The 21,006-nt window shown below is 61.2% G+C and carries 23 protein-coding genes; 13 read left to right on the top strand and 10 right to left on the bottom strand.

Annotated features, from left to right (window positions below; all coding sequences use genetic code 11):
* Nucleotides 1–4: 4 nt before the first annotated feature.
* The 5 genes from BLP82_RS08125 to BLP82_RS08150 all read left to right on the top strand — a co-directional run bounded on the left by BLP82_RS08125 (nt 5) and on the right by BLP82_RS08150 (nt 3,400).
* Nucleotides 5–352, top strand: a complete 348-nt coding sequence (locus tag BLP82_RS08125) for a DUF7673 family protein (RefSeq protein WP_092166559.1) — start codon at nt 5–7, stop codon at nt 350–352.
* A complete protein-coding gene (locus BLP82_RS08130) occupies nt 349–555 on the top strand; it encodes a hypothetical protein (protein ID WP_092166561.1) in 207 nt (68 codons plus the stop codon). The genes BLP82_RS08125 and BLP82_RS08130 overlap by 4 nt, the downstream gene beginning before the upstream one ends.
* A gap of 59 nt (nt 556–614) precedes the next feature.
* Entirely contained in the window at nt 615–884 is a 270-nt protein-coding gene (locus BLP82_RS08135; RefSeq protein WP_092166562.1) for a hypothetical protein, read from the top strand.
* A complete protein-coding gene (locus BLP82_RS08140) occupies nt 877–2,868 on the top strand; it encodes a DNA cytosine methyltransferase (RefSeq protein WP_092166563.1) in 1,992 nt (663 codons plus the stop codon). The genes BLP82_RS08135 and BLP82_RS08140 overlap by 8 nt, the downstream gene beginning before the upstream one ends.
* 256 nt (nt 2,869–3,124) lie before the next feature.
* Entirely contained in the window at nt 3,125–3,400 is a 276-nt protein-coding gene (locus BLP82_RS08150; protein ID WP_024778225.1) for a pyocin activator PrtN family protein, read from the top strand.
* Here the strand turns inward: BLP82_RS08150 and BLP82_RS08155 are convergent.
* Nucleotides 3,375–4,526 (bottom strand): site-specific integrase, encoded by a 1,152-nt coding sequence (locus tag BLP82_RS08155; protein ID WP_092166566.1) that lies wholly within the window; start codon nt 4,524–4,526, stop codon nt 3,375–3,377. The two genes, BLP82_RS08150 and BLP82_RS08155, sit on opposite strands and share 26 nt — an antisense overlap.
* 92 nt (nt 4,527–4,618) lie before the next feature.
* On the opposite strand from BLP82_RS08155, the gene dusA reads away from it, so the two are divergent.
* Together dusA and tal are read left to right on the top strand one after the other, a co-directional pair.
* A complete protein-coding gene (dusA, locus tag BLP82_RS08160) occupies nt 4,619–5,638 on the top strand; it encodes a tRNA dihydrouridine(20/20a) synthase DusA (protein ID WP_092166568.1) in 1,020 nt (339 codons plus the stop codon).
* A 177-nt stretch (nt 5,639–5,815) separates the two neighbouring features.
* The gene (tal, locus tag BLP82_RS08165) at nt 5,816–6,742 is read left to right on the top strand and encodes a transaldolase (RefSeq protein WP_092166569.1); all 927 of its coding nucleotides are present in this window, start codon (nt 5,816–5,818) and stop codon (nt 6,740–6,742) included.
* Nucleotides 6,743–6,935: 193 nt separating this feature from the next.
* On the opposite strand, the gene rssC is transcribed toward tal, so the two are convergent.
* From rssC to BLP82_RS08180, 3 genes are all read right to left on the bottom strand, one after another.
* On the bottom strand, nt 6,936–7,418 hold the full coding sequence (rssC, locus tag BLP82_RS08170) for an anti-sigma factor antagonist RssC (RefSeq protein WP_025212773.1): 483 nt from the start codon (nt 7,416–7,418) through the stop codon (nt 6,936–6,938).
* The gene (rssB, locus tag BLP82_RS08175) at nt 7,418–8,599 is read right to left on the bottom strand and encodes a two-component system response regulator RssB (protein ID WP_060738389.1); all 1,182 of its coding nucleotides are present in this window, start codon (nt 8,597–8,599) and stop codon (nt 7,418–7,420) included. The genes rssC and rssB overlap by 1 nt, the downstream gene beginning before the upstream one ends.
* Nucleotides 8,600–8,945: 346 nt before the next feature.
* Complete coding sequence (locus BLP82_RS08180) at nt 8,946–9,635, bottom strand: MlaA family lipoprotein (protein ID WP_092166570.1); 690 nt, start codon at nt 9,633–9,635, stop codon at nt 8,946–8,948.
* Nucleotides 9,636–9,836: 201 nt separating this feature from the next.
* Between BLP82_RS08180 and BLP82_RS08185 the strand changes: the two genes are divergently transcribed.
* Complete coding sequence (locus BLP82_RS08185; protein WP_092166571.1) at nt 9,837–10,457, top strand: HAD superfamily inactivated hydrolase PcrP; 621 nt, start codon at nt 9,837–9,839, stop codon at nt 10,455–10,457.
* A 109-nt stretch (nt 10,458–10,566) separates the two neighbouring features.
* Entirely contained in the window at nt 10,567–10,830 is a 264-nt protein-coding gene (locus BLP82_RS08190; RefSeq protein WP_060738392.1) for a DUF4404 family protein, read from the top strand.
* Nucleotides 10,831–11,014: 184 nt separating this feature from the next.
* Here BLP82_RS08190 and queF read toward each other — a convergent pair whose 3' ends face one another.
* Together queF and BLP82_RS08200 are read right to left on the bottom strand one after the other, a co-directional pair.
* Nucleotides 11,015–11,845, bottom strand: coding sequence for an NADPH-dependent 7-cyano-7-deazaguanine reductase QueF (gene queF / locus BLP82_RS08195; RefSeq protein ID WP_013692631.1), 831 nt, complete (start codon nt 11,843–11,845; stop codon nt 11,015–11,017).
* Between the two features lie 61 nt (nt 11,846–11,906).
* Nucleotides 11,907–12,428 carry a copper-resistant cuproprotein CopI gene (locus BLP82_RS08200; RefSeq protein WP_092166572.1) on the bottom strand — a complete coding sequence of 174 codons (522 nt, stop codon included), beginning with the start codon at nt 12,426–12,428 and terminating at the stop codon, nt 11,907–11,909.
* A gap of 152 nt (nt 12,429–12,580) precedes the next feature.
* Here BLP82_RS08200 and BLP82_RS08205 point away from each other — a divergent pair, with 152 nt between their 5' ends.
* Together BLP82_RS08205 and BLP82_RS08210 are read left to right on the top strand one after the other, a co-directional pair.
* Nucleotides 12,581–13,261, top strand: coding sequence for a heavy metal response regulator transcription factor (locus tag BLP82_RS08205; RefSeq protein ID WP_092166573.1), 681 nt, complete (start codon nt 12,581–12,583; stop codon nt 13,259–13,261).
* A complete protein-coding gene (locus BLP82_RS08210; RefSeq protein WP_092166574.1) occupies nt 13,258–14,616 on the top strand; it encodes a heavy metal sensor histidine kinase in 1,359 nt (452 codons plus the stop codon). Before BLP82_RS08205 ends, BLP82_RS08210 begins: the two co-directional genes overlap by 4 nt.
* 168 nt (nt 14,617–14,784) lie before the next feature.
* Here the strand turns inward: BLP82_RS08210 and BLP82_RS08215 are convergent, their stop codons facing one another.
* From BLP82_RS08215 to BLP82_RS08225, 3 genes are all read right to left on the bottom strand, one after another.
* Nucleotides 14,785–16,029, bottom strand: coding sequence for a lipoprotein-releasing ABC transporter permease subunit (locus BLP82_RS08215; RefSeq protein WP_092166575.1), 1,245 nt, complete (start codon nt 16,027–16,029; stop codon nt 14,785–14,787).
* Nucleotides 16,030–16,092: 63 nt separating this feature from the next.
* Entirely contained in the window at nt 16,093–16,776 is a 684-nt protein-coding gene (gene lolD, locus BLP82_RS08220; protein WP_162843734.1) for a lipoprotein-releasing ABC transporter ATP-binding protein LolD, read from the bottom strand.
* A 7-nt stretch (nt 16,777–16,783) separates the two neighbouring features.
* Nucleotides 16,784–18,034 (bottom strand): lipoprotein-releasing ABC transporter permease subunit, encoded by a 1,251-nt coding sequence (locus tag BLP82_RS08225; RefSeq protein ID WP_092166585.1) that lies wholly within the window; start codon nt 18,032–18,034, stop codon nt 16,784–16,786.
* Between the two features lie 94 nt (nt 18,035–18,128).
* Between BLP82_RS08225 and BLP82_RS08230 the strand changes: the two genes are divergently transcribed.
* On the top strand, nt 18,129–18,725 hold the full coding sequence (locus tag BLP82_RS08230; protein ID WP_092166587.1) for a PilZ domain-containing protein: 597 nt from the start codon (nt 18,129–18,131) through the stop codon (nt 18,723–18,725).
* A complete protein-coding gene (locus BLP82_RS08235) occupies nt 18,722–19,444 on the top strand; it encodes a glycerophosphodiester phosphodiesterase (protein ID WP_092166589.1) in 723 nt (240 codons plus the stop codon). The genes BLP82_RS08230 and BLP82_RS08235 overlap by 4 nt, the downstream gene beginning before the upstream one ends.
* A gap of 42 nt (nt 19,445–19,486) precedes the next feature.
* Here the strand turns inward: BLP82_RS08235 and sthA are convergent, their stop codons facing one another.
* Entirely contained in the window at nt 19,487–20,881 is a 1,395-nt protein-coding gene (sthA, locus tag BLP82_RS08240) for a Si-specific NAD(P)(+) transhydrogenase (RefSeq protein WP_003183399.1), read from the bottom strand.
* Nucleotides 20,882–21,006: the final 125 nt, after the last annotated feature.

Consider the following 21,006-nt stretch of genomic DNA (forward strand, 5'->3'; position numbering starts at 1 on the left):
CCGCATGAATACGTCAGCGCAAAAACAGCACACAAACTGGTTTCAGCAGTTGCAAGAGTTCGAAGCAAAGCGCCCCTCCATCCGCAAGGCCGGTATCGAGGCACTGAACCGCCTGGTCCCTGTCGCCCAGCGCGGTACAGGCCAGAGCGCCGTTGTCGGCCGTTTCCTGCTCGGGCTCTACAACGGCCACGACTACCCGTTTGTGCTGACCAGCCTACGCGGCCTCGACACTGCGTTGTTCGACGACTGCCTGGCCGTGCTGCAACTGGATTTCTCACCGGAACAAGAGGTGCACACGTACTTCCCCAACGGCGACGCCATATGGGCAGAACTGATCAGGGCTTGGGCATGAAGTGGGCGCCGAAACGCAATAGAGACGGGCAAGTGCAGCAGAACTGCTGGATTACCGACAGCGGCTACACCGTGGCCGAGTGCCGGTTGCCTGAAGCGCGGTACCCCATCACTCGCCCAGGCGCCGACCTGCCTTTCGCTTATGCGAAAGACCGGGACGAAGTCATAGCGATCATCAAGCAAGACCAGGCCAGAACGGCCTGAAAAGACGGTGTCGAGGAGCGGCAACTCCCCGACACCTACCACCACCAAGGAGCAGCACCATGCAAGCACAGACCCCAAGCAGCAGCGCCGTAGAGGCTAGCACGAACCCTTTGAAAGTCGGCGACGATGTTTCCTTTGTTGTCGCCAGGACCATGGCGCGCAGTGTCGAATTCAGCGTGCGCAAGGGCACAATCATGGCGATTGAAGACCAGGTCGCGCTGGTGGAATCACGCCACGGCCGGAGTTTGCAGCCGCTCAACAAGCTCAGCCGTGAAGGCGAACCCAATGCACTCACCAAAGCCTTGTTGGGAGGGCGCTACGATGCTTAAGCGCACCTTCACCCATTTCCACCTCTGCTGCGGCCTTGGCAGCGGTGCCGCTGGCTTCAGCGACTCCAAGCCCACCCTTGGCCCCGTCCAAGCCGAATGGCGCTGCCTGGGAGGCGTTGACGTTGATCCGGCCGGGTTGCGTGACTTCCAGATGATGACGGGCGTACCTGGCACGCTGATGGACTTGTTCACCCGGCAGCAGTACATCGCCTTCCATGGGGAGGAGCCACCCGCCGGTTGGAAGGAGGCTACTGCCGAGGATCTTCGCCGCGCCGCCGGCAATGAAGACCCTGACGCCGTGTTCATCAGCAGCCCTTGTAAGGGTGCATCCGGTTTGCTATCGGAAACCATGAGTCAGACGCCGAAATATCAGGCGCTCAATGAGCTGACCCTGCGTTGTGTCTGGCTGATGTGCGAGGCCTGGAAGCACAACCCCGTTTCGCTGATCGTGTTCGAAAACGTACCGCGCCTGGCAACTCGTGGGCGACATTTGCTGGACCAGATCAACAAGCTGCTGCGCCACTACGGATACGCCGTGGCCGAGACCACCCATGACTGTGGCGAAATTGGCGGATTGGCTCAAAGCCGCAAGCGCTTTCTGTTGGTCGCCCGGCACGTCGAAAAGGTACCGGCATTCCTGTACGAGCCGGAAAAACGAAGCCTGCGGGCCGTGGGCGACGTGCTGAGCCGCATGCCACTGGCAGGTGACGTGGAGCAGGCTGGGCCGATGCATCGGGTGCCGGCGTTGCAGTGGAAGACATGGGTCCGCCTGGCCCTGGTTGAGGCTGGAAAGGATTGGCGCAGCTTAAGCCGGTTTGCGATCGAGGACGGTCACCTGCGTGATTTTGTAATCGTGCCGGAGTACCGCGCCGGTTATCTCGGTGTGCATGATTGGCGGGACACCACCGGCACCGTGGCTGGCCGGTCGAGCCCTACCAATGGAAAATTTTCGGTCGCCGACCCTCGGCCGGCTAGCAAATTCGAATACACCCAGTACGGTGTGCTGCCCTATGACCGGCACTGTGGTGTAGTCACGGGGCAGCGAAGCCCAGGGCAAGGGACGTTCAGCGTTGCAGACCCGCGCATGAGCGGCGAGCGGCACAACAACGTGTACCGCGTGGTGCGCAACGACCAAGCCGCCGGCACTGTCACCGCAGGACATGGTCCCAGTTCTGGTGGGCAGGCCGTGGCCGACCCACGGCAACCTTCCAAGGGTTTCGGCAAGTACCTGGTGACCGACTACAACAAGCCGGCCGGTACCGTCATCGCTGGCAGCACGACAGGGCAAGGTGCCTTTGCCGTGGCAGATCCTGCGTACAAGAACTGGCACGCCGGGGCCAGCACGCAAAAACTGCGCATCACACCTTGGGACGAAAACGCTAAGACCGTGACCGGCTCTCAACAGGTTGCCAGCGGCGCCTTGTCCATCGCCGATCCACGCCCGGGCATGTCGCGCACAAAGGGCGATGCCTACTTGACCGGCGGGCATTATGGAGTGGTCGATTGGAAGGATCCGGCCGGTGCCGTTTCCGCCAGTGCCTGCCATGACAACGGTCGGTGGTCGGTCGCTGACTGGCGTATGCCGGCGCCTAACGACAGGCTGACCTGCATGATCACCAGCCTCGACGGCACCTGGCACCGACCCTTCACCACGCTGGAGCTGGCCGCGCTACAATCGCTGTTTGATCCGGAGGACCATTGGTCAACCGATCCGCAGACCGCAAATGAAATCCAACGGATGCAGCGTGTTCGCAAGATCGAGCAGGCACGGTTCTTCCAACTGGATGGCGTTAATGACGGTCTCCACCGTGAGCGCATCGGCAACGCGGTCCCACGAGCAGCGTCGAAGGCGATGGCCGATGTGTTCGGCATGACGCTGCTGCTCGCCGAGACTGGCGAAACGTTCATGTTGAGCAATGTGTCGATTTGGGTGCGGCCGGTGGCGGTTGCGTTGAGTGTGGCTCAGGCGGAGGCCAGTGTATGAGCGTTTTCCTTCTGCTCTACCTGTGTGCGGACGCAACCCGAACGGATTGCCAGGTGCTACCAGCTCAACGCTGGGACGGGCCAGACGCTTATGAGCAATGCCTCGGCGCGGTGCCAGGGCTTACTCAAGCGTTGAGCGCACCGAACCGTGAACGACATCGTTTTGTTTGCGAGATCCAAACCGACAGCGCACAACCTGCAGGACGTGCCGCCCGGCCGACATTCATTCATCAATCGTTTCGGATGTGAGGGACATCATGAACACAGCTTTTATCCTGATGGCCCAGTACGACGGCCAGGCGATTATTTCGCTGGAGCAGGTTTGCCGGGACTACTTCACGCACCTGACGCCTGACATGTTCCAACGCAAGGTGATGAGCGGGCAAATCAAGATCCCCATCACCCGCTTGGAACGCAGCCAGAAGTCGGCCAAGGGGATTCATATCACCGACCTGGCTGCTTACCTCGATCTACAGCGCGCAGCCGCGGTTAAAGAGAACAGCCAGCTCAACGGGTTAAAACACGCCTTTTAAGCCACTTCATTGATGCGGCGCCCAGTTGGACGGGCGCCCTCAATATCTCTTCGTGCCATTCCCACCCTATGTAGCGGTCACCTTTGCCACGTAGGTGTGTGTAGCGCCTCAACGAATTCCAGTCCCGATGCCCCGAAACGCTCGCCACCCGGGGGATATCCCAGTCCATTTCGAACAGACGGCTTACACCTTCGTGACGGAGGTCATGGAAGTGCAGATCCTTGATTTCTAGGAGTTTGCAGGCCTTCGCCCAGGATGTGGAGATTGATTCCGGGCTGTACGGGAAAATATCCTCGCCGGCTCGAGGCATGGTTTGGAGGATCTTCCAGGCCTCGTCGGGCAGGTAGCACCACACATCGTTGCCAATCTTCTGGCCTGGGTTCTTCATGTCGCGAACCAACACGCGCTGGCCGGGCTCGTCGACGTCGTCCCAGCGAATCCGGGTGATTTCGTCGAGACGGCGCGTCGAGAACAGGGCAAAGCCCACAACTTTCATCATGTTGATGATGCTTCGGCGCCGGGCCTGCATATCCTGGTAATGCTTCATGAGCTTACCCAGCTCATCCAGAGTGGGGCGACGGTCACGCTCGCGACTTTTCAGGTTGTAGCCGAGCTTGCGCAGTACGCGCCGTGCGCCACCCATCGCCATCGGGTCAAGCTGATAACCCCAAGCGTCCTTGCCGATGGAAAGCACTGCACCGAGGTGCGCCAGGTCGTTGCCAGCGGTCTGCGCCTGGACGCCCCCACCTTCAGGGCTCATCCGCCATAGCGCGTAATCGACCAGGCATTGGGTATTGATCTGGGTATCGGCCAGCTTGCCCAGGTACGTTTCGCCGATGGCCGTAAGGGTTGCGCGTTTGGTTTTGCCCAGCGGCCGGGCTTTCTCAACCTCGACCAGGTACTGGTCAATCATTTCTTTGAGCGTGGCGCTTTTGCGGTTCGCCCGCTCAATCGCACCAGGTTCATCCAGTTCGGACTCACGTTTGCGTGCCCAAGCTTGCGCCGCCTGTTTCCGGGCGAAGGTCTGGCTCTCTTGGTAGACTGTCACCTTGTCGCGGTTGATGCGGATCTGAGCTGTGTAGCTGATGGTGCCGTCGGCCTTTTTGCGTGATCTGATCGTTGCCATGAGAATTGGTACACGTTCTGATTCGGTTGGTACATTGTACCAACCGATTGGTAAAAACGCCCCAAAACCCCCGAAAATCGGTACGAAACACGTTGAATACAAACACTGCAAAAACAGGCTCAAAGCTAGAGAATACGCGATCTGAGCCTTCCCGCCGCTTCAGTGTGGCCCCCATGATGGACTGGACCGACGCCCACTGCCGCTTCTTCCTACGCATCCTCTCCAAACACGCCCTGCTCTACACCGAAATGGTCACCACCGGCGCGCTGCTCAACGGTGATCACGAACGCTTCCTGCGCCATCACCCATCCGAACATCCCCTGGCCCTGCAACTGGGTGGCAGCGTGCCTGCCGACCTGGCCGCCTGCGCCCGTATGGCCCAGGAGCACGGTTACGACGAGGTGAACCTCAACGTCGGCTGCCCCAGCGACCGGGTGCAGAACAACATGATCGGCGCTTGCCTGATGGGGCATCCGGATTTGGTGGCCGATTGTGTGAAGGCGATGCGCGATGCGGTGTCGATTCCAGTGACGGTCAAGCACCGCATCGGGATCAATGGGCGGGACAGTTACGAGCAATTGTGTGAATTCGTCGGGACGGTGCGTGAGGCCGGTTGCACAAGTTTCACCGTGCATGCGCGGATTGCGATTCTGGAAGGGTTGTCGCCGAAGGAGAATCGCGACATACCGCCGCTGCGTTATGACGTGGCCGCGCGGTTGAAGGCGGATTTTCCGGAGTTGGAGATTGTGCTCAACGGTGGGATCAAGACGCTGGAGGCGTGCCACGAGCATCTACAGACCTTCGACGGCGTGATGCTGGGGCGCGAGGCCTATCACAACCCGTATCTGCTGGCCGAAGTGGATCAGCAGCTGTTCGGCAGCACGGCGCCGGTTATCACCCGGGCCGAGGCGCTGGCGCAGTTGCGGCCCTACATCGCCGATCACCTGGCCGCTGGCGGGGCGATGCATCACATCACCCGTCATGTGTTGGGGCTGGGCACCGGGTTTCCGGGGGCGCGGCGGTTTCGGCAGTTGTTGTCGGTGGACATCCACAAAACCAAGGATCCGTTGGCGTTGCTGGATCAGGCAGGGCAACTGCTGGAAGGGCGTTAACCGTCACTTGCTTTGAACCTGCACGCTGTTTTGGCATCGTATCTACCGATACCGCCCCGGCCTTTCAAACAGCCGTTTTCAGGTTGTTGCCGCTGGGGCCGTCGATACCTCTTCACGCCCTTGAGCGGCTGCCGGCCCTCGGGTAATGTCAACGGACCCATAGGACAGAGCACGCTCATGACTTCCAAGCTGGAACAACTCAAACAATTCACCACCGTCGTGGCCGATACCGGCGACTTCGAGGCCATCGCCCGCGTCAAACCCGTGGACGCCACCACCAACCCTTCCCTGCTGCTCAAGGCGTCGGCCATTCAGGGCTATGCCGAGCAACTGAACGCCTGCGTGGCGGACTGCAAGGGCGATGTGGGCCTGGCCAGCGATCGTTTTGCCGTAGCGGTCGGGCAAGAAATCCTGAAAGTGATCCCGGGGCGTATTTCCACTGAAGTGGACGCGCGCCTGTCGTTCGACACCGAGGCCATGTTGAAGCGTGCGCATCGTCTGGTCGACCTGTACGAAAAGGCCGGCATTGGCCGCGAGCGCGTGCTGATCAAGATCGCTTCCACCTGGGAAGGTATTCGCGCCGCCGAGCAGCTGGAGCGTGAAGGCATCCAGTGCAACCTGACCCTGCTGTTCTCCTTCGCCCAGGCCGCAGCCTGTGCCGATGCCGGGGTGTTCCTGATTTCGCCGTTCGTGGGCCGTATCTACGACTGGTACAAGAAAGCCAATGGCAACGACTACACCGGCGCGGATGATCCGGGCGTGCAGTCGGTGACGCGCATCTACAACTACTACAAGGCCAACGACTACAAGACCGTGGTCATGGGCGCGAGCTTCCGCAACCTCAACCAGATCGAGCAACTGGCCGGGTGCGACCGCTTGACCGTGAGCCCGGACCTGCTGGAAAAACTCGCCGCCGACGAAGGCAAGCTGGAGCGCAAGCTGGCGCCAGGGCAAGCCGGGGAGGCACGCTTGATCCTCGACGAAGCGCAGTTCCGCTGGTTGTCCAACGAGGACGCCATGGCGACCGAGAAACTGGCCGAAGGTATTCGTCAGTTTGCCCGGGACCAGGAGAAGCTGGAGGCGTTGCTGCAAGCCAAGCTTTGAGCTGATTCAGCCGGCATGCAAAAAGGGCGAACCTGGTTGGGTTCGCCCTTTTTTATGCGGCTTGCTTGGCTTAAGCGATGTGGCGGCCATCGCGAGCAAGCTCGCTCCCACAAGGGATGTCAGAACGTCATAAAACCTGTGGGAGCGAGCTTGCTCGCGATAAAGCCGGTGCAGCCTACACAAAACCCAAGGCTCAAGGCCGCTCCAGCGCATTCACCAGGTCATGGAACGCTTCACGATTGGAATCGTTGAGCCCCATGAGGATCTTGTGGGCTTCAAGCACCTTGATCCGCACTTCCTCTTCGGACTGATCCTGGTCAGGCAGGTCGTCCAGGCATTCCGGACACGGCACAGGGTCGCCCACGATGTTGAACACCTGGTCGAAGCCCATCGATTGCAGCAGACGGGTGATGTCGTTGTGGGTGGTGACGACGGTCGGCAGCAGGCCGACCTTTTGCCGCGACAGGATCGACAGTTTGGCCAACAGGCCCAATGTGGTGCTGTCAATGCTGCGGGTTTCGGTCAGGTCGATCACGATGGCGCTGAAGTTCAGCGCGGTGAAGATCCGCTCAATAGTCGCATCCAGCGCCGAACACAGGGTCAGGCGCACTTCACCGACAAACTTCAGGACGAAGGTGCCGTCCTGCTCGGCGAACTGGATTCTACCGGTACTCATCAAAGGTTCCTGCTCAACACTAACAGGGCGATATCATCCGGCATCTCCCCGAGCGTGGCTAATCCAAACACTTGACGCAAGCCTTCCAGGCTGCCGCCCGCTGCGCTCACCCGTTCAGGCAAGGCCGCTTCTTTCTCTTTGAGTGTAGGTTCTGTCAAAAGGTCCAAAATGCCATCAGACATCAGCGTCAGGCTGAATGTCGGTGGCAATTCCAGTACGTGGTCTTCGTAGGTGGCCTCGTTGAACAGGCCCACCGGCAAACCACGCCCTTCCAGGTAACGAACACTGTCTGGCGTATACAACACAGGCAACGGCAGGTGACCGCCGATGCTATAGGTCAACAAACCCGTCTCCTCGTCGATGACTCCACCGACCATTGTGACGTGTTTGCCCAGCTTACAACTGATCAGGCCTCGGTTGATATGCCCAAGGACTTCAGACGGCTTGAACTCTGGCAGCGTGCCGTTGCGCTTGGATTCGAACAGCAGCCGCGTGGTCATGAACTTCAACAGCACCGTCACGAAGGCCGAGGACGCACCATGGCCGGAAACATCCGCCAGGTAGAACGCCACTCGCCGCTCATCGACGCGGAAATAGTCCACGAAATCGCCCGACAGGTACAACGACGGGATGATCTGGTGGGCAAAACGGAAATCGTCGACAGTCCAGGGGCTGACCGGCAGCATGTTCATCTGCACCTGGCGCCCGGCGTTCTGGTCTTCCTGCAACAGGTTCAGGCTGGCTTCCAGCTCGCGATTGGCGGTTTCCAGCTTCTCGCGGTAGCGCTGGTTTTCCACCAACAGGCGCGAACGGTCCAAGGCCCGGCGCACCGAGTGCTCGAGCACCGCGAGGTCTTCAAGGGGCTTGATTAGATAATCCGCCGCGCCCAGGCGCAACGCCTCGACCGCGTCGTTCATCACGCCCGCGCCCGACACCACGATCACCGGGGTCTGCGAGGAAAGCTCGGTCACCTGGCGAATGAGTTCGAGTCCGCCCATCTGCGGCATGCGCAGGTCGCAGATGACCAGGTCGGGCTTGTCTTGCTCGAATACCTGAAGACCCTGTTGGCCATTGCTGGCCTGCAGGACGCTGAAACCACTGTCTTCCAAGTAGGCTGCGAGACTGGCTCGCACCACTTCGTCATCATCGATTATCAGCAGCGTGGCACTGGTTTTTGGCATGTGGGCAAACGGCGCCAGAATTAGGTTGGCGTAGCGGGCTGGGCGGTCTGGCCTGGCACGCACTACTGGATTCGCTTTCTAGCCTCTCTGTCGTACCGGCTTCAGGCCTTTGCCCTACACGCCCTTACATCAGAGGTGCCCTTCTAAGGCGCAGACGGTACTCCCATCCGCGGGGCGTTTCAAGCTCATGCAGATAGCCGCTTGCCGTCTTTATTTGTCAAAGCACAGAGAGTTATAAGAACCGAGCGAAGCGTAACTCAATGGAAGGATCAAACCCGCTCAAACACGATGCCAAAGCACAGAAGGCGGCCTTTTGGGCCGCCTTCTGTGCTTTTACAAATCGAAATCAAAAATCGTCTTCGACCTGACCGTCCTTGACTTTGAATTCGCGGTTCTGCAGGTAGGCATTGCGGATGAAGACGTATTTGTCGCCACTCACCATCTTCTCGGCCGACAACAGGCTGGCGCGGGTATCGACGATGTTCAGGCCGTGAATGGAGTTACGCACCGAGACGTTATCGATATAACGATAAGGAGCGGTGTAGTCATCGACCAGCTTGGCCGGCGCGTCACGCAGGGTGCTTGGCCCCAGCAGCGGCAGCATCACATACGGACCACTGCCCAGGCCCCAGTAGCCAAGGGTCTGGCCGAAATCTTCATCGCTGCGCTGCAGGCCCATCTGGGTGCCCACGTCAAAGAAGCCCAGCAGGCCGAAGGTGGTGTTGAAGATCAACCGGGCGGTGTCGACCCCGGCGGCGGCCGGCTTGGCCTGCAGCACGTTGTTGGCCAGGTTGCCGACGTCGCCGATGTTACGGAACATGTTGTGGATGCCGTCTTCGAGGAACTGCGGCGTCACGTATTGATAACCCTGGGCCAGTGGCTTGAGCGCATAGGTATCGACGGTGTCGTTGAAGGTGAAGATTGGACGGTTGATGCTTTCCCAAGGATCGTCTTCCGTCGCGGCCTGAGTGGCGAACGGAACCAGCAGGACACAAGCGGAAAGACACAGCTGAGCTAGACGATGGCTCCAGCGCATAGGGAAAAACTCCTTGGATTATTCAGGCAAGGGCGCCGAGCCCAGGCGGTAAGCTGGCTAGTATAAGACGGAACGCGTGGATAGGCAGCACCGAAAAACACCCGGGCCGTAGGACTTTTCCGCGACTGGTACCCTTCACCTCACTGTCACCGGACTGTCATCGGAGCCCATTAGGCTGCTGGTTATTTCAAGGACGTTCCCATGCCCCGCGCCGAAGCCCTGCCCCTCCCCGCCCCCAGCCTGACCGCCGTACTGTTTGGCCTCAGCGGATGCCTGGTGGATTTCGGAGCGCGCATTCGTCAGCCAGGGGCAGCGCCAGGGGATCACGCCCAGCCGACACCCGGTGCCTTGGAAAGCCTGCAACGCTTGCAACATCTGAATATCCCCTGCGCCTGGCTGGACGAATTGCCTCCCGCCATCAGCCATAGCCTGGCGGCTTCATTGCCCACGTCCATCAAAGCGCCGCAACTTCCTGCAACAAATTATCCATGGCCAGCGCCACATGCCTGCTGGCAAGCGCTGATGGCGCTGAACGTCCAGCAGTTGGACGGCTGCGTGTTGGTCAGCGGCGAACCACGGTTGTTGCAGTCAGGACTCAACGCAGGCTTATGGACGATCGGACTGGCATCCTGCGGTTCTTTGTGTGGCCTGGCGCCCGCCGAGTGGCAGGCATTGAGCCAACAGGCGCGGGAAACCAAACGTGCCAAGGCCACCGTGCAATTGTTCGGCCTCGGGGTACATTCAGTGATCGATCATTTGGGCGAACTCGACACGTGCCTGGCCGATATCTGCCTGCGCCGCATTAAAGGCGAGAAGCCCTGACCGGGATCATGCAGGGCGCGCGAGTGTGGATTACTCTTAAGGCAGGCCATGGACTTTTGACGCAGCGTCGCGGTCCATGGCTGTGCCTATCAATAAAGGGAGTACGCCAATGCCTGCCCGCGAATTGCAAGACCAGCTCAACACACTGCGCGAGCAATTGGACCAGAATCCACCCCTGTCCGAAGCCGAACGCGCCGACCTGCAGGCGCTGATGGAACAGATCGAATTTGAGCTTGAACTGGAAACCCAAACACAGGACACCAACCTCGCTGACAATGTGAACCTGGCTGTCGAACGCTTCGAGCTGGAGCACCCCACGCTGGCCGGGACCTTGCGCAACATCGTGCAAGCCTTGGGCAACATGGGGATCTGAACCCTTCGCATGCAAAAAGCCCTGCTATATAGCAGGGCTTTTTAGTTTCATGTGCCTGCAATGCATCCTCTGTGGGAGCGAGCTTGCTCGCGATAGCGGTGTATCAGCCAACCTCAATCTTGGATGTGCTGCCCTCATCGCGAGCAAGCTCGCTCCCACAAGAGCTCACCTCCACAAGATAAGTTTACTGACGGACCAGGCGGTGGTTCGGCAGTTGAACGTCTTCAGTACTGCGATACGGATTGATATCCAGCCCACCACGCCGTACATACCGCGCATACACCGTCAATTTCTCCGGTTTGAGCAAGCGCTGCAGGTCGAGAAAGATTCGTTCCACGCATTGCTCATGGAAATCGGAATGCTGGCGGAAGCTGACGATGTAGGCCAGCAGGCTGGCCGGGTCCAGGGCAGCGCCGCGATATTCCACCGCCACGCTGCCCCAGTCTGGCTGGCTGGTCACCGGGCAGTTGGATTTGAGCAGGTGGCTGTGCAGGCTTTGCTCGACGATGCGTGAAGCATCGCAGCGCAGCAGCTCCGGGCGCGGGTGCGCGTAGGAGTCGACGCTGATGTCCAGATCGTCGATGCAGGTACCGGGCAGCGCCACGATGCCTTCACGCTCCACGTCCTTGAGGCTGCGGATGCGCACCCCCACCGCCTTGCCGGCCGCGGCCGACAGGTCCTGGCGCAGGGTGGCTTCCAGGCTCGCGGTGTCGGCGAACGGGGTCTGGTTCAAGGAGTTGAGGTACAACTTGAAGGATTTGGATTCGATGATATTTGGCGAATCCGCCGGGATCGCGAACTCACCAATGGCCACCACCGGCTTGCCGGACGGCAACAGCCACGACAGCTCGAAACAGTTCCAGAAATCCACGCCCTTGTACGGCAGGGTCTCGGCCGTCAGGCCCAGTTCCGCCCATTTCGCGGTGCGCGGGATCGGGAACAGCAGTGACGGCGTGTACGTGGCGATGTATTCGCTGGATTTGCCCAGCGGCGAATGTTCGGCTGCGGGATGCATGACGGAAACCTGACTGAAGAATCAGCGGATTCTATCAGCCTTTGCCGCAGCCTTTGAGTGCTTACTGACTGACTGTCAGGTCGCCCTTCATCCCAGCCTGGTAGTGGCCGGGAATATTGCAGGCAAACTCCAGGCGCGTGGCCTTGCTGAAGGTCCAGGTCAGCTCGGCGGTCTGGCCCGGCTCCACCAACACGCTGTTGGGGTCATCGTGGCGCATGCTCGCCTGGTCGTGGCCCATGGCGGCATGATCCATCCCCGGCTTCATCGCGGTTGGCATCAACTGGCCGCTCTGCTGCATCTTGAGCATTTCCTGTTGATGGTCGGCGTGCATGGCCGCGCTGCCCAGGTTGAACTCGTGGAGCAACTGGCCTTTATTGATCAGCACGAACCGAACCGTCTCGCCGGCCTTGATATCAAGGGCGCCGGGATCGAACGTCATGTCGCCCATCACCACGTCAATGCTGCGACTGGCCTTGGCCGCCGGCGCGGGCTGGCCAAAATCGAAATGACCGGGCGATGCCCACAGCGGCGCACTGAGGCCCAGTGCACAAGCAGCCAGAATCAAGCGGTTTCCCATCAACATGTCCATACTCCAATCGGATTCAGCGTGTGGGAAACTCTATCGCTGCAGCCCTGCCAATCGGCTGACAGCTCGATTACAACTTTGTCAGGTTGCGCCACCAGCCCGCCTGCCACGGTATAACGCCCTCGTCCCAACCCTGTCTTGAGCCGCCCATGAAACTGCTGATCGTCGAAGACCAAACCAAAACCGGCCAATACCTGCGCCAAGGCCTGGGCGAAGCCGGATTCAACACCGACCTGGTGGCCGACGGCATCACCGGCCAGCAACTGGCCTTGAGCGGTGAGTACGCCTTGCTGATCCTCGACGTGATGTTGCCCGGCCGCGATGGCTGGCAGATCCTGCAAGCCGTCCGCGGGGCTGGCCTGGATACCCCGGTGCTGTTCCTCACCGCGCGGGACGCGGTACAGGATCGGGTCCACGGCCTGGAACTGGGGGCCGATGATTACCTGGTCAAGCCCTTTGCTTTTTCCGAGTTGCTGGCGCGGGTGCGCAGCCTGTTGCGCCGAGGCAGTTCGACGCAACAGGAAACCAGCCTGCAACTGGCCGACTTGCGCCTGGACCTGATCCGCCGTCGCGTCGAACGCAGCGGTCGACGCATCGACCTCACCGCCAAGGAGTTCGCTTTGTTGGAAATGCTCCTGCGCCGCCAGGGTGAAGTGCTGCCCAAATCGCTGATCGCGTCCCAGGTCTGGGACATGAACTTCGACAGCGACACCAACGTCATCGAAGTCGCCATCCGGCGCCTGCGCATCAAGATCGACGATGAGTTCCCCAATAAGCTCATCCACACCGTGCGGGGCATGGGGTATGTGCTTGAAGAGCGCAGCCTGTGAGGGGCCGGTGGTCGCTGAGCAGCCGCCTGGCGCTGCTGTTCGCCGCCTGCACCGCCGTGGTGTCGTTGTTTGCCGGCGTGCTGTTCAGCCGTGGCAGCGAGGCACACTTCATCGAGCTGGACCAGCAACTGCTCGAAGGCAAGCTGATCGGCCTGCGCCGCGCCCTGCAAGACCTTAACGCCGAACAGACCCAGCGCCGACTGGAAGATGAGCTGAGCCGTCAGGCCGACCTGGCGCTGCGCATCAAAGGCAGCGATGGCGTGCGTTGGTACGACAGTTCGATCCGGATTCCGGCTCAGTTGCCGGAGCGGCCCGGCCTGTCGACCCTCAGCGATGCCGACAACGATTACCGGGTGTTGAATGCACCGCTGTATCCCGACCGAGCCGATTCACCGCAACTGACCCTGTTGCTGGACATCACCCACCACCAGCACTTCTTGCAACGCATGCAAAGGCTGATCTGGCTGACCGTCGGCCTTTCGGCCCTGGCCACCGCCCTGCTCGGTGCCTGGGCCGCCCGGCGGGCCCTGCGGCCATTGCGACGCATGGGCGCCATCGCCGGCAACGTCTCGGCCCGTTCCCTCAACGCCCGACTGCCCGAAGAGCAAATGCCCGCCGAACTGGCGGAATTGGCCCACAGTATCAACGCCATGCTCGGACGCCTCGATGATGCGTTTCAGCGGCTCTCGGCGTTCTCTGCCGACATCGCCCATGAGTTGCGCACGCCGCTGTCGAACCTGCTGACCCACACCCAGGTCACCCTCACGCGCGAACGCCCCCTGGAGGATTACCGCGAGGCGTTGCACAGCAATCTCGAAGAACTGCAATGGATGGCGCAGTTGGTCAACGACATGCTGTACTTGGCCAAGGCCGACCATGGCCTGCTGGCGCTCAATCGCGAACCGCTGCAGTTGGGCGAGGAAGTGGACGTGCTGCTGGAATTTTTCGCCCCCCTGGCCGAAGACGCCAAGGTCCGTTTGGGACGCGAGGGCGACGGCCGTATCGAAGGTGACCGCAACATGTTGCGCCGGGCGCTCTCCAACCTGCTGGACAACGCCCTGCGCTTCACCCCCGTCGACGGCGAAGTGCGGGTGCGAATGGTCGATGGGACTCAAGGCGTGAGGGTCAGCGTGGAGAACAGTGGCGAGGGGGTTCCAGCGGACTTGCTGCCGCGCCTGTTCGACCGCTTCTACCGCGCCGACCCGGCCCGCCAGGAAGGCAGCAGCGAACACGCGGGGCTTGGACTGGCCATCACCCGCTCGATCATCCGCGCCCATGGTGGGCAGATCCGTTGTGAATCGGCCGATGGCTGGACGCGGTTCCTGATCGAATTGCCGAAGGCAGGCCAGCCCTGACACAAAACCCTGTGGCGAGGGGATTTATCCCCGCTGGGCCACGAAGTGGCCCCAAGTCAGTCAATTCAATCGGCCTGATGTACCGAGCTATCAGGGCTTAGGGCTGCTTCGCAGCCCAGCGGGGATAAATCCCCTCGCCACAAGGGTCTCGCGGCCATCCCTGAGTGATCAGGAATACCGCAACGCCTGCGCCGGTTCGATCTTCGCCGCACGCCACGCCGGGTACACGGTGGCAAGGAAGCTCAGGATGAACCCGGCGGAGCAGATCAGCACGACGTCGCCACGCTGCAGCTCCGACGGCAGGTTGCTGACGAAATACACATCGGAACTGAAGATGTGCTGGCCGCTGACCCGTTCCAGCCAGCCCACCAGCGCACTGACGTTCAACGCCGCGATCACCCCCAGCACGCCACCGATGAGCGTGCCGACGACACCAATCACCGTGCCCTGGACCATGAAGATCGCCATGATCTGCCGCGGCGTGGCGCCGATGGTCCTCAGGATCGCGATGTCCGCGCCCTTGTCGTTCACCACCATGATCAGCGTGGCGATGATGTTGAACGCCGCCACCGCGACGATCATCAGCAACAGCAAGCCAATCATGGTTTTTTCCATTTTCATGGCGCTGAACAGGCTGCCCTGGGTATGAGTCCAGTCGTCAGCCTTGTAGTCCGCGCCAAGGCCGGTGGCGATGTCACCGGAGACCTTCGGCGCTGCGTACAAGTCTTTCACTGCCAGGCGCACGCTCTGCACCTGGTTCGGCTGCCAATGCTGCATCTGCGCGGCGTCGGCCAGGTGGATCAGGGCCATGGAGCCGTCCAGTTCGGCGCCGACCTTGAACACACCCACGACGTTCAAGCGCTGCATCCGCGGCGTGATGCCCCCCGGCGCGGTGCTGACTTCCGGCACGATCAACGTCAGTTTGTCACCTACATTCAAACGGAAACGCCGGGCCGTGATCTCGCCGATGACCACACCGTATTCGCCCGGCTTCAAGGCATCGAGACGCCCCTGGACGATATGCTGGGCAACAATGGACACCTTGCCTTCCTGGGCCGGATCGATGCCGCTGATCTGGATCGGCTGCATCGAACCTTTATGACTGAGCATGCCTTCCATCTCGGTAAACGGCACGGCGGCGATCACTTCAGGATTCTTCAGCGCCGCGGCGGCCACCGGCTGCCAGTCGTCGATCGGGTTCACACCGACGATCGTGGCGTGGGGCACCATGCCGAGGATGCGCGAGCTCATTTCGCGCTGGAAGCCGTTCATCACCGACAGCACCACGATCATCGCCAGCACACCCAGGGCGAGGCCGATCATCGAGGTCATGGAGATGAACGAAACAAAGCGATTGCGGCGCTTGGCGCGGGTATAGCGCGTGCCGATAAAGATCGATAACGGTCTGAACATTCGCGGGGCACCGTATGAAAATAAAAGACCCGACACTGTTTCCAAGTGTCGGGTTTCGGTCGGTCAGATGGGCGTCAGGCAACCTTCCTGCAAGTGCAGGACGCGGTCCATCTGCCGGGCCAGGTTCATGTCGTGGGTCACCACCAGGAACGCCGTGCGCATCGAGGTGCTGAGCTCCAGCATCAAGTCCTGGATGCCTTGGGCGGTGTGGGAGTCGAGGTTGCCGGTCGGCTCATCGAGCATCACCAGACCGGGCTTGTTGACCAGGGCCCGGGCAATCGCCACACGCTGGCGCTCGCCACCGGACAGTTCGGCCGGCTTGTGTTCCAGGCGATGCCCCAGCCCAACCCGCTCCAGCAACGCCGTGGCGCGCTGACGGGCCTCGGGAATCGCCGTGCGGCCGATCAACAGCGGCATGCAGACGTTTTCCAGCGCGGTGAACTCGGGCAGCAAATGGTGGAACTGGTAGACGAAACCCAGGGAACGGTTGCGCAGCAGGCCACGGGCCTTCTCGTTCAGCGCCGACAGTTCTTCGCCGGCCAGCCAGACGCTGCCGGCGGTTGGCGTATCCAGGCCGCCCAGCAGGTTGAGCAAGGTACTTTTGCCGGACCCGGAGGTGCCGACAATCGCCACGCGCTCGCCCGGGTGCAGCTCCAGTTGCAGGCCCGACAACACCACCACCGACTCCGGGCCTTCCTCGTAGGATTTGCCCAGGTTGCGGCAGCTCAAGATTGCTTTTTCACTCATGCCCGACTCACTCATAACGTAACGCCTCCGCAGGCTGGGTGCGCGCGGCACGCCAGGCAGGATACAGGGTGGCGAGGAAACTCAGGACCAACGCGGCGCCGCAGACCATCAACACGTCATCGGACTGCAACTGCGATGGCAGGTAGTCGATGAAGTACACGTCGGCGTTGAGAAACTTGTGCCCGATCAGGCCTTCGAGGGCGGCGATCGCGGCGCTGACATTCAGTGCCGCGAACATTCCCACCAGGGCTCCCACGAACGTACCAATCACGCCGATAACCGTGCCCTGGACCATGAAGATCCGCATGATCTGCCCTGGCGTAGCACCGAGGGTGCGCAAAATCGCGATGTCGCCCTTCTTGTCGTTCACCACCATCACCAGCGTGGAAATGATGTTGAACGCCGCCACGGCGACAATCAGCAACAGCAACAGGCCGATCATGGCTTTTTCCATACGGATCGCCTGGTACAGGTTGCCGTGGGTGCGGGTCCAGTCCCGGGCGTAGTAGCGGTCTTCGCCAAGCTGCTGGGCGATGGTCCAGGCCACACGCGGGGCCTGGAACAGGTCATCGAACTTCAACCGCAGGCCCTGGACCTGATCCGGTTTCCAGCGATGCAGGCGGGCCAGGTCCTGGAGGTTGGTGACCCCCAGGTAACCGTCCAGCTCGCCGGCGCCGACATGGAAGATGCCGACCACGGTAAAGCGTTTCATGCGCGGGAACATGCCGCCCGGGGTCACGGTGACCTCCGGGGCGACGAAGGTCAGCTTGTCGCCAATGGCAACGCCGAGCTTGGCCGCGGCCTTGTCGCCGATGACGATACCGAAGCTGCCGGGCGCCAGGTCGTCGAGTTTGCCCTGCTGCATGAAGTTATCGATGATCGACACCTGCCGCTCGAGCCCGGGGTCGATGCCATTGAGCAACACCTTGGACACCTTGCCGTCGTTGGTCAGCAACCCCTGCATCTGGATGAATGGCGCCACGGCCAGCACCTGCGGGTTCTGCTTGACCTTGGCGGCCAGGCTCGGCCAATCGCTGATGGCTTCGCCGGTTTCCAGGGTCGCGTGGGGCACCATGCCCAGCACGCGGGTGCGCATCTCATGGTCGAAGCCATTCATCACCGAGAGCACGACGATCATCACGACCACGCCAAGGGCCAGTCCGATGATGGATGTCAGGGAAATGAACGATACGAAATGATTGCGACGCTTTGCACGGGTATAACGCGTGCCGATAAATACGAAGAGAGGTCTGAACATGTCGGGGCTTGTTCGGAGGGAAAAGGAACGTCCTTGTGGCGGGGGTCACAAACCAGCTTTACACTCAGACCACCGCCGCTACCATGGGTTCGCCATGTCGACATTAGATGAAGAAGATCGCCGCGAATACTACCGTATCGAGGACACGATCGCACTGGAAATTCGGCCCCTCTCCATTCCTGAAGCTGCTGGCCAGGAAGTGTTGCAGGATGCTTCTCCACTGTTCAATCTGCTCAGTGAACTGCACCTGAGCGAATTCGAGTCACAGCACCTGCTGCGCCAGATCAGCGAGCGCGAACGCAGCGTCGCGGCGTACCTCAAGGCGATGAACAAACGCATCGACCTGCTCAGCCAGGTCATTGCCCTGACGGTGCTCGGCGAAATCGGCGAACCGCAGCCGGTGATCATTTCCGAAGGTGGCGTCGACTTCCAATACCCCACCCCAATCGCCGTCGGCGCCCACTTGTCGATCAAGCTGGTGCTGATGCCCCAGGCCCTCGGCTTGCTGCTGCGAGCGCGGGTCACCCACTGTGACCCCAAGAGCGACGGCTACGACGTGGGCACCGAGTTCGAACGCCCCACCGACGCCCAGCGCCAGTTGCTGGCCCGCTACATCCTGCAGAAACAGGCGCAAGAACGGCGCCTGGCCCGGGAACTGACCGAATCAGGTATCAATAAGGAAGAACCGTGACCCTCATTTATGGCCACCGCGGCGCCAAGGGCGAAGCGCCGGAAAACACCCTGACCGGTTTTCAGGAGTGCCTCAAGCACGGCGTACGCCGTTGCGAACTGGACCTGCATCTTTCGATGGACGGCGAGTTGATGGTCATCCACGACCCGACCCTCAAGCGCACCACGGACCGCCGCGGAAAGGTGGTGGAACATTCCGCCGCCGAGCTGGCGACCTACGATGCGCGCAAGGGTGGCCCGGGCTGGATCAAGCCGTGCCCGATCCCACGCCTGGAGGAGCTGTTCGAGAAGTGTGATTTCGAGCACTGGCAACTGGAGGTCAAGAGTGCTTCGCGCACCCGCGCTGCGGCCACGGTGCTGGGCATCCGCGAAATGGCCCAGCGTTTCGGGCTGCTGGACAAGATCACCATCACGTCCAGTTCCCGGGAAGTGCTCAAGGCGGCCCTGGACCTGACCCCCGACATCTCCCGCGGACTGGTGGCCGAATACGCCTGGCTCGACCCGTTGAAGGTCGCCCAGAGCTACGGCTGCGAGATTCTGGCGCTGAACTGGACCCTATGCACGCCGGAACGCCTGATCAAGGCGCAGCGCCAGGGGCTGCATGTGTCGGTGTGGACCGTCAACGAGCCCGCGCTGATGCGCAGGCTCGCCGACTTTGGCGCTGACAGCCTGATTACAGACTTTCCCGGTTTGGCCACTGCCACCCTCGGGAAGGGCTGAAATCGGTCTCCCCGGCCGGCTCAGGCCACCGGCCGGAGCCGCTCAAAAAAGCCGGTTGAGCCCGTCATAGGCCGCTACCCGATAGGCTTCGGCCATGGTCGGGTAGTTGAACGTGGTGTTGACGAAGTACTTCAGCGTGTTCAGCTCGCCCGGCTGGTTCATGATCGCCTGGCCGATGTGCACGATCTCCGACGCCTGGTAGCCGAAGCAGTGCACACCCAGCACTTCCAGGGTCTCGCGATGGAACAGGATCTTCAGCATGCCTTGCGGCTCGCCGGCGATCTGCGCGCGCGCCATGCTCTTGAAGAACGCCTTGCCCACTTCGTACGGCACCTTGGCCTGGGTCAGTTCCTGCTCGTTCTTGCCGATCGAGCTGATTTCCGGAATGGTGTAGATGCCGGTCGGCACGTCGTTGACGAAGCGCCAGCTGCCGTTGTCGACAATGCTGCCGGCGGCCGAGCGGCCCTGGTCGTGGGCGGCACTGGCCAGGCTCGGCCAGCCGATCACGTCACCGGCACCGTAGATGTTCGGCACGCAGGTGCGGTAGTTCTCGTCGACTTCGATCTGGCCGCGGCTGTTGACCTTCACGCCGATGTTTTCCAGGCCCAGGGTGTCGGTGTTGCCGGTACGGCCGTTGCACCAGAGCAAGGCGTCGGCCTTGATCTTCTTGCCGGACTTGAGGTGCAGGATCACGCCATTGTCGACGCCTTCGACCCGGTCGTAGTCTTCATTGTGGCGCACGGTGATGTTGTTGTTGCTGAAGTGATAGCTCAGGGCCTGGGAGATTTCCGAGTCCAGGAAGCTCAACAACTGGCCGCGGTTATCCACCAGTTCCACCAGCACACCCAGGCCGCTGAAGATCGAGGCGTATTCGCAACCGATCACGCCGGCACCGTAGACGATGAGCTTACGCGGGGTGTGACCCAGGCTCAGGATGGTGTCGCTATCGTAGATCCGCGCATGGTTGAAATCGATGTCGGCCGGGCGATAGGGGCGCGAACCGGTGGCGATGATGATGTGCTTGGCCACCAGCTTCTCGACCACGCCATTGCCGCAGACCACTTCCACAGTCTGCTCGTCGGCAAAGCTGCCCGTGCCGAAGAATACGTCCACACGGTTGCGGGCGTAGTAGCCGGTGCGCGAGGCCACTTGCTTGGAGATCACCTTCTCGGCGCTCTTGAGCACGTCCGGGAAGGAGAACCAGCGCGGCTCGCCGATGGCCCGGAACATCGGGTTGGTGTTGAACTGCATGATCTGCCGGACCGAGTGACGCAAGGCCTTGGACGGGATGGTACCCAAGTGGGTGCAGTTGCCGCCGACCTGCCGACGGCTGTCGACCATCGCCACCTTGCGCCCTGCCTTGGCCGCGTTCATTGCCGCGCCTTCCCCCGCCGGGCCGGAGCCCAGTACCACCACGTCGTAGTTGTAGACAGCCATGCGTACTCCTCAGAACAGGCCGCGACACCTCACTAGGCATCGACGGCTAAATCATGCCGGCCTGCGGCATGAAGGAACAATTTGGGGCCGGTTCACGAGCCCGGCCACAGTCTATAGAAGCGTCA

Source organism: Pseudomonas sp. NFACC37-1, assembly GCF_900101575.1.
GTDB classification, from domain to species: Bacteria; Pseudomonadota; Gammaproteobacteria; order Pseudomonadales; family Pseudomonadaceae; genus Aquipseudomonas; species Aquipseudomonas fluorescens_AA.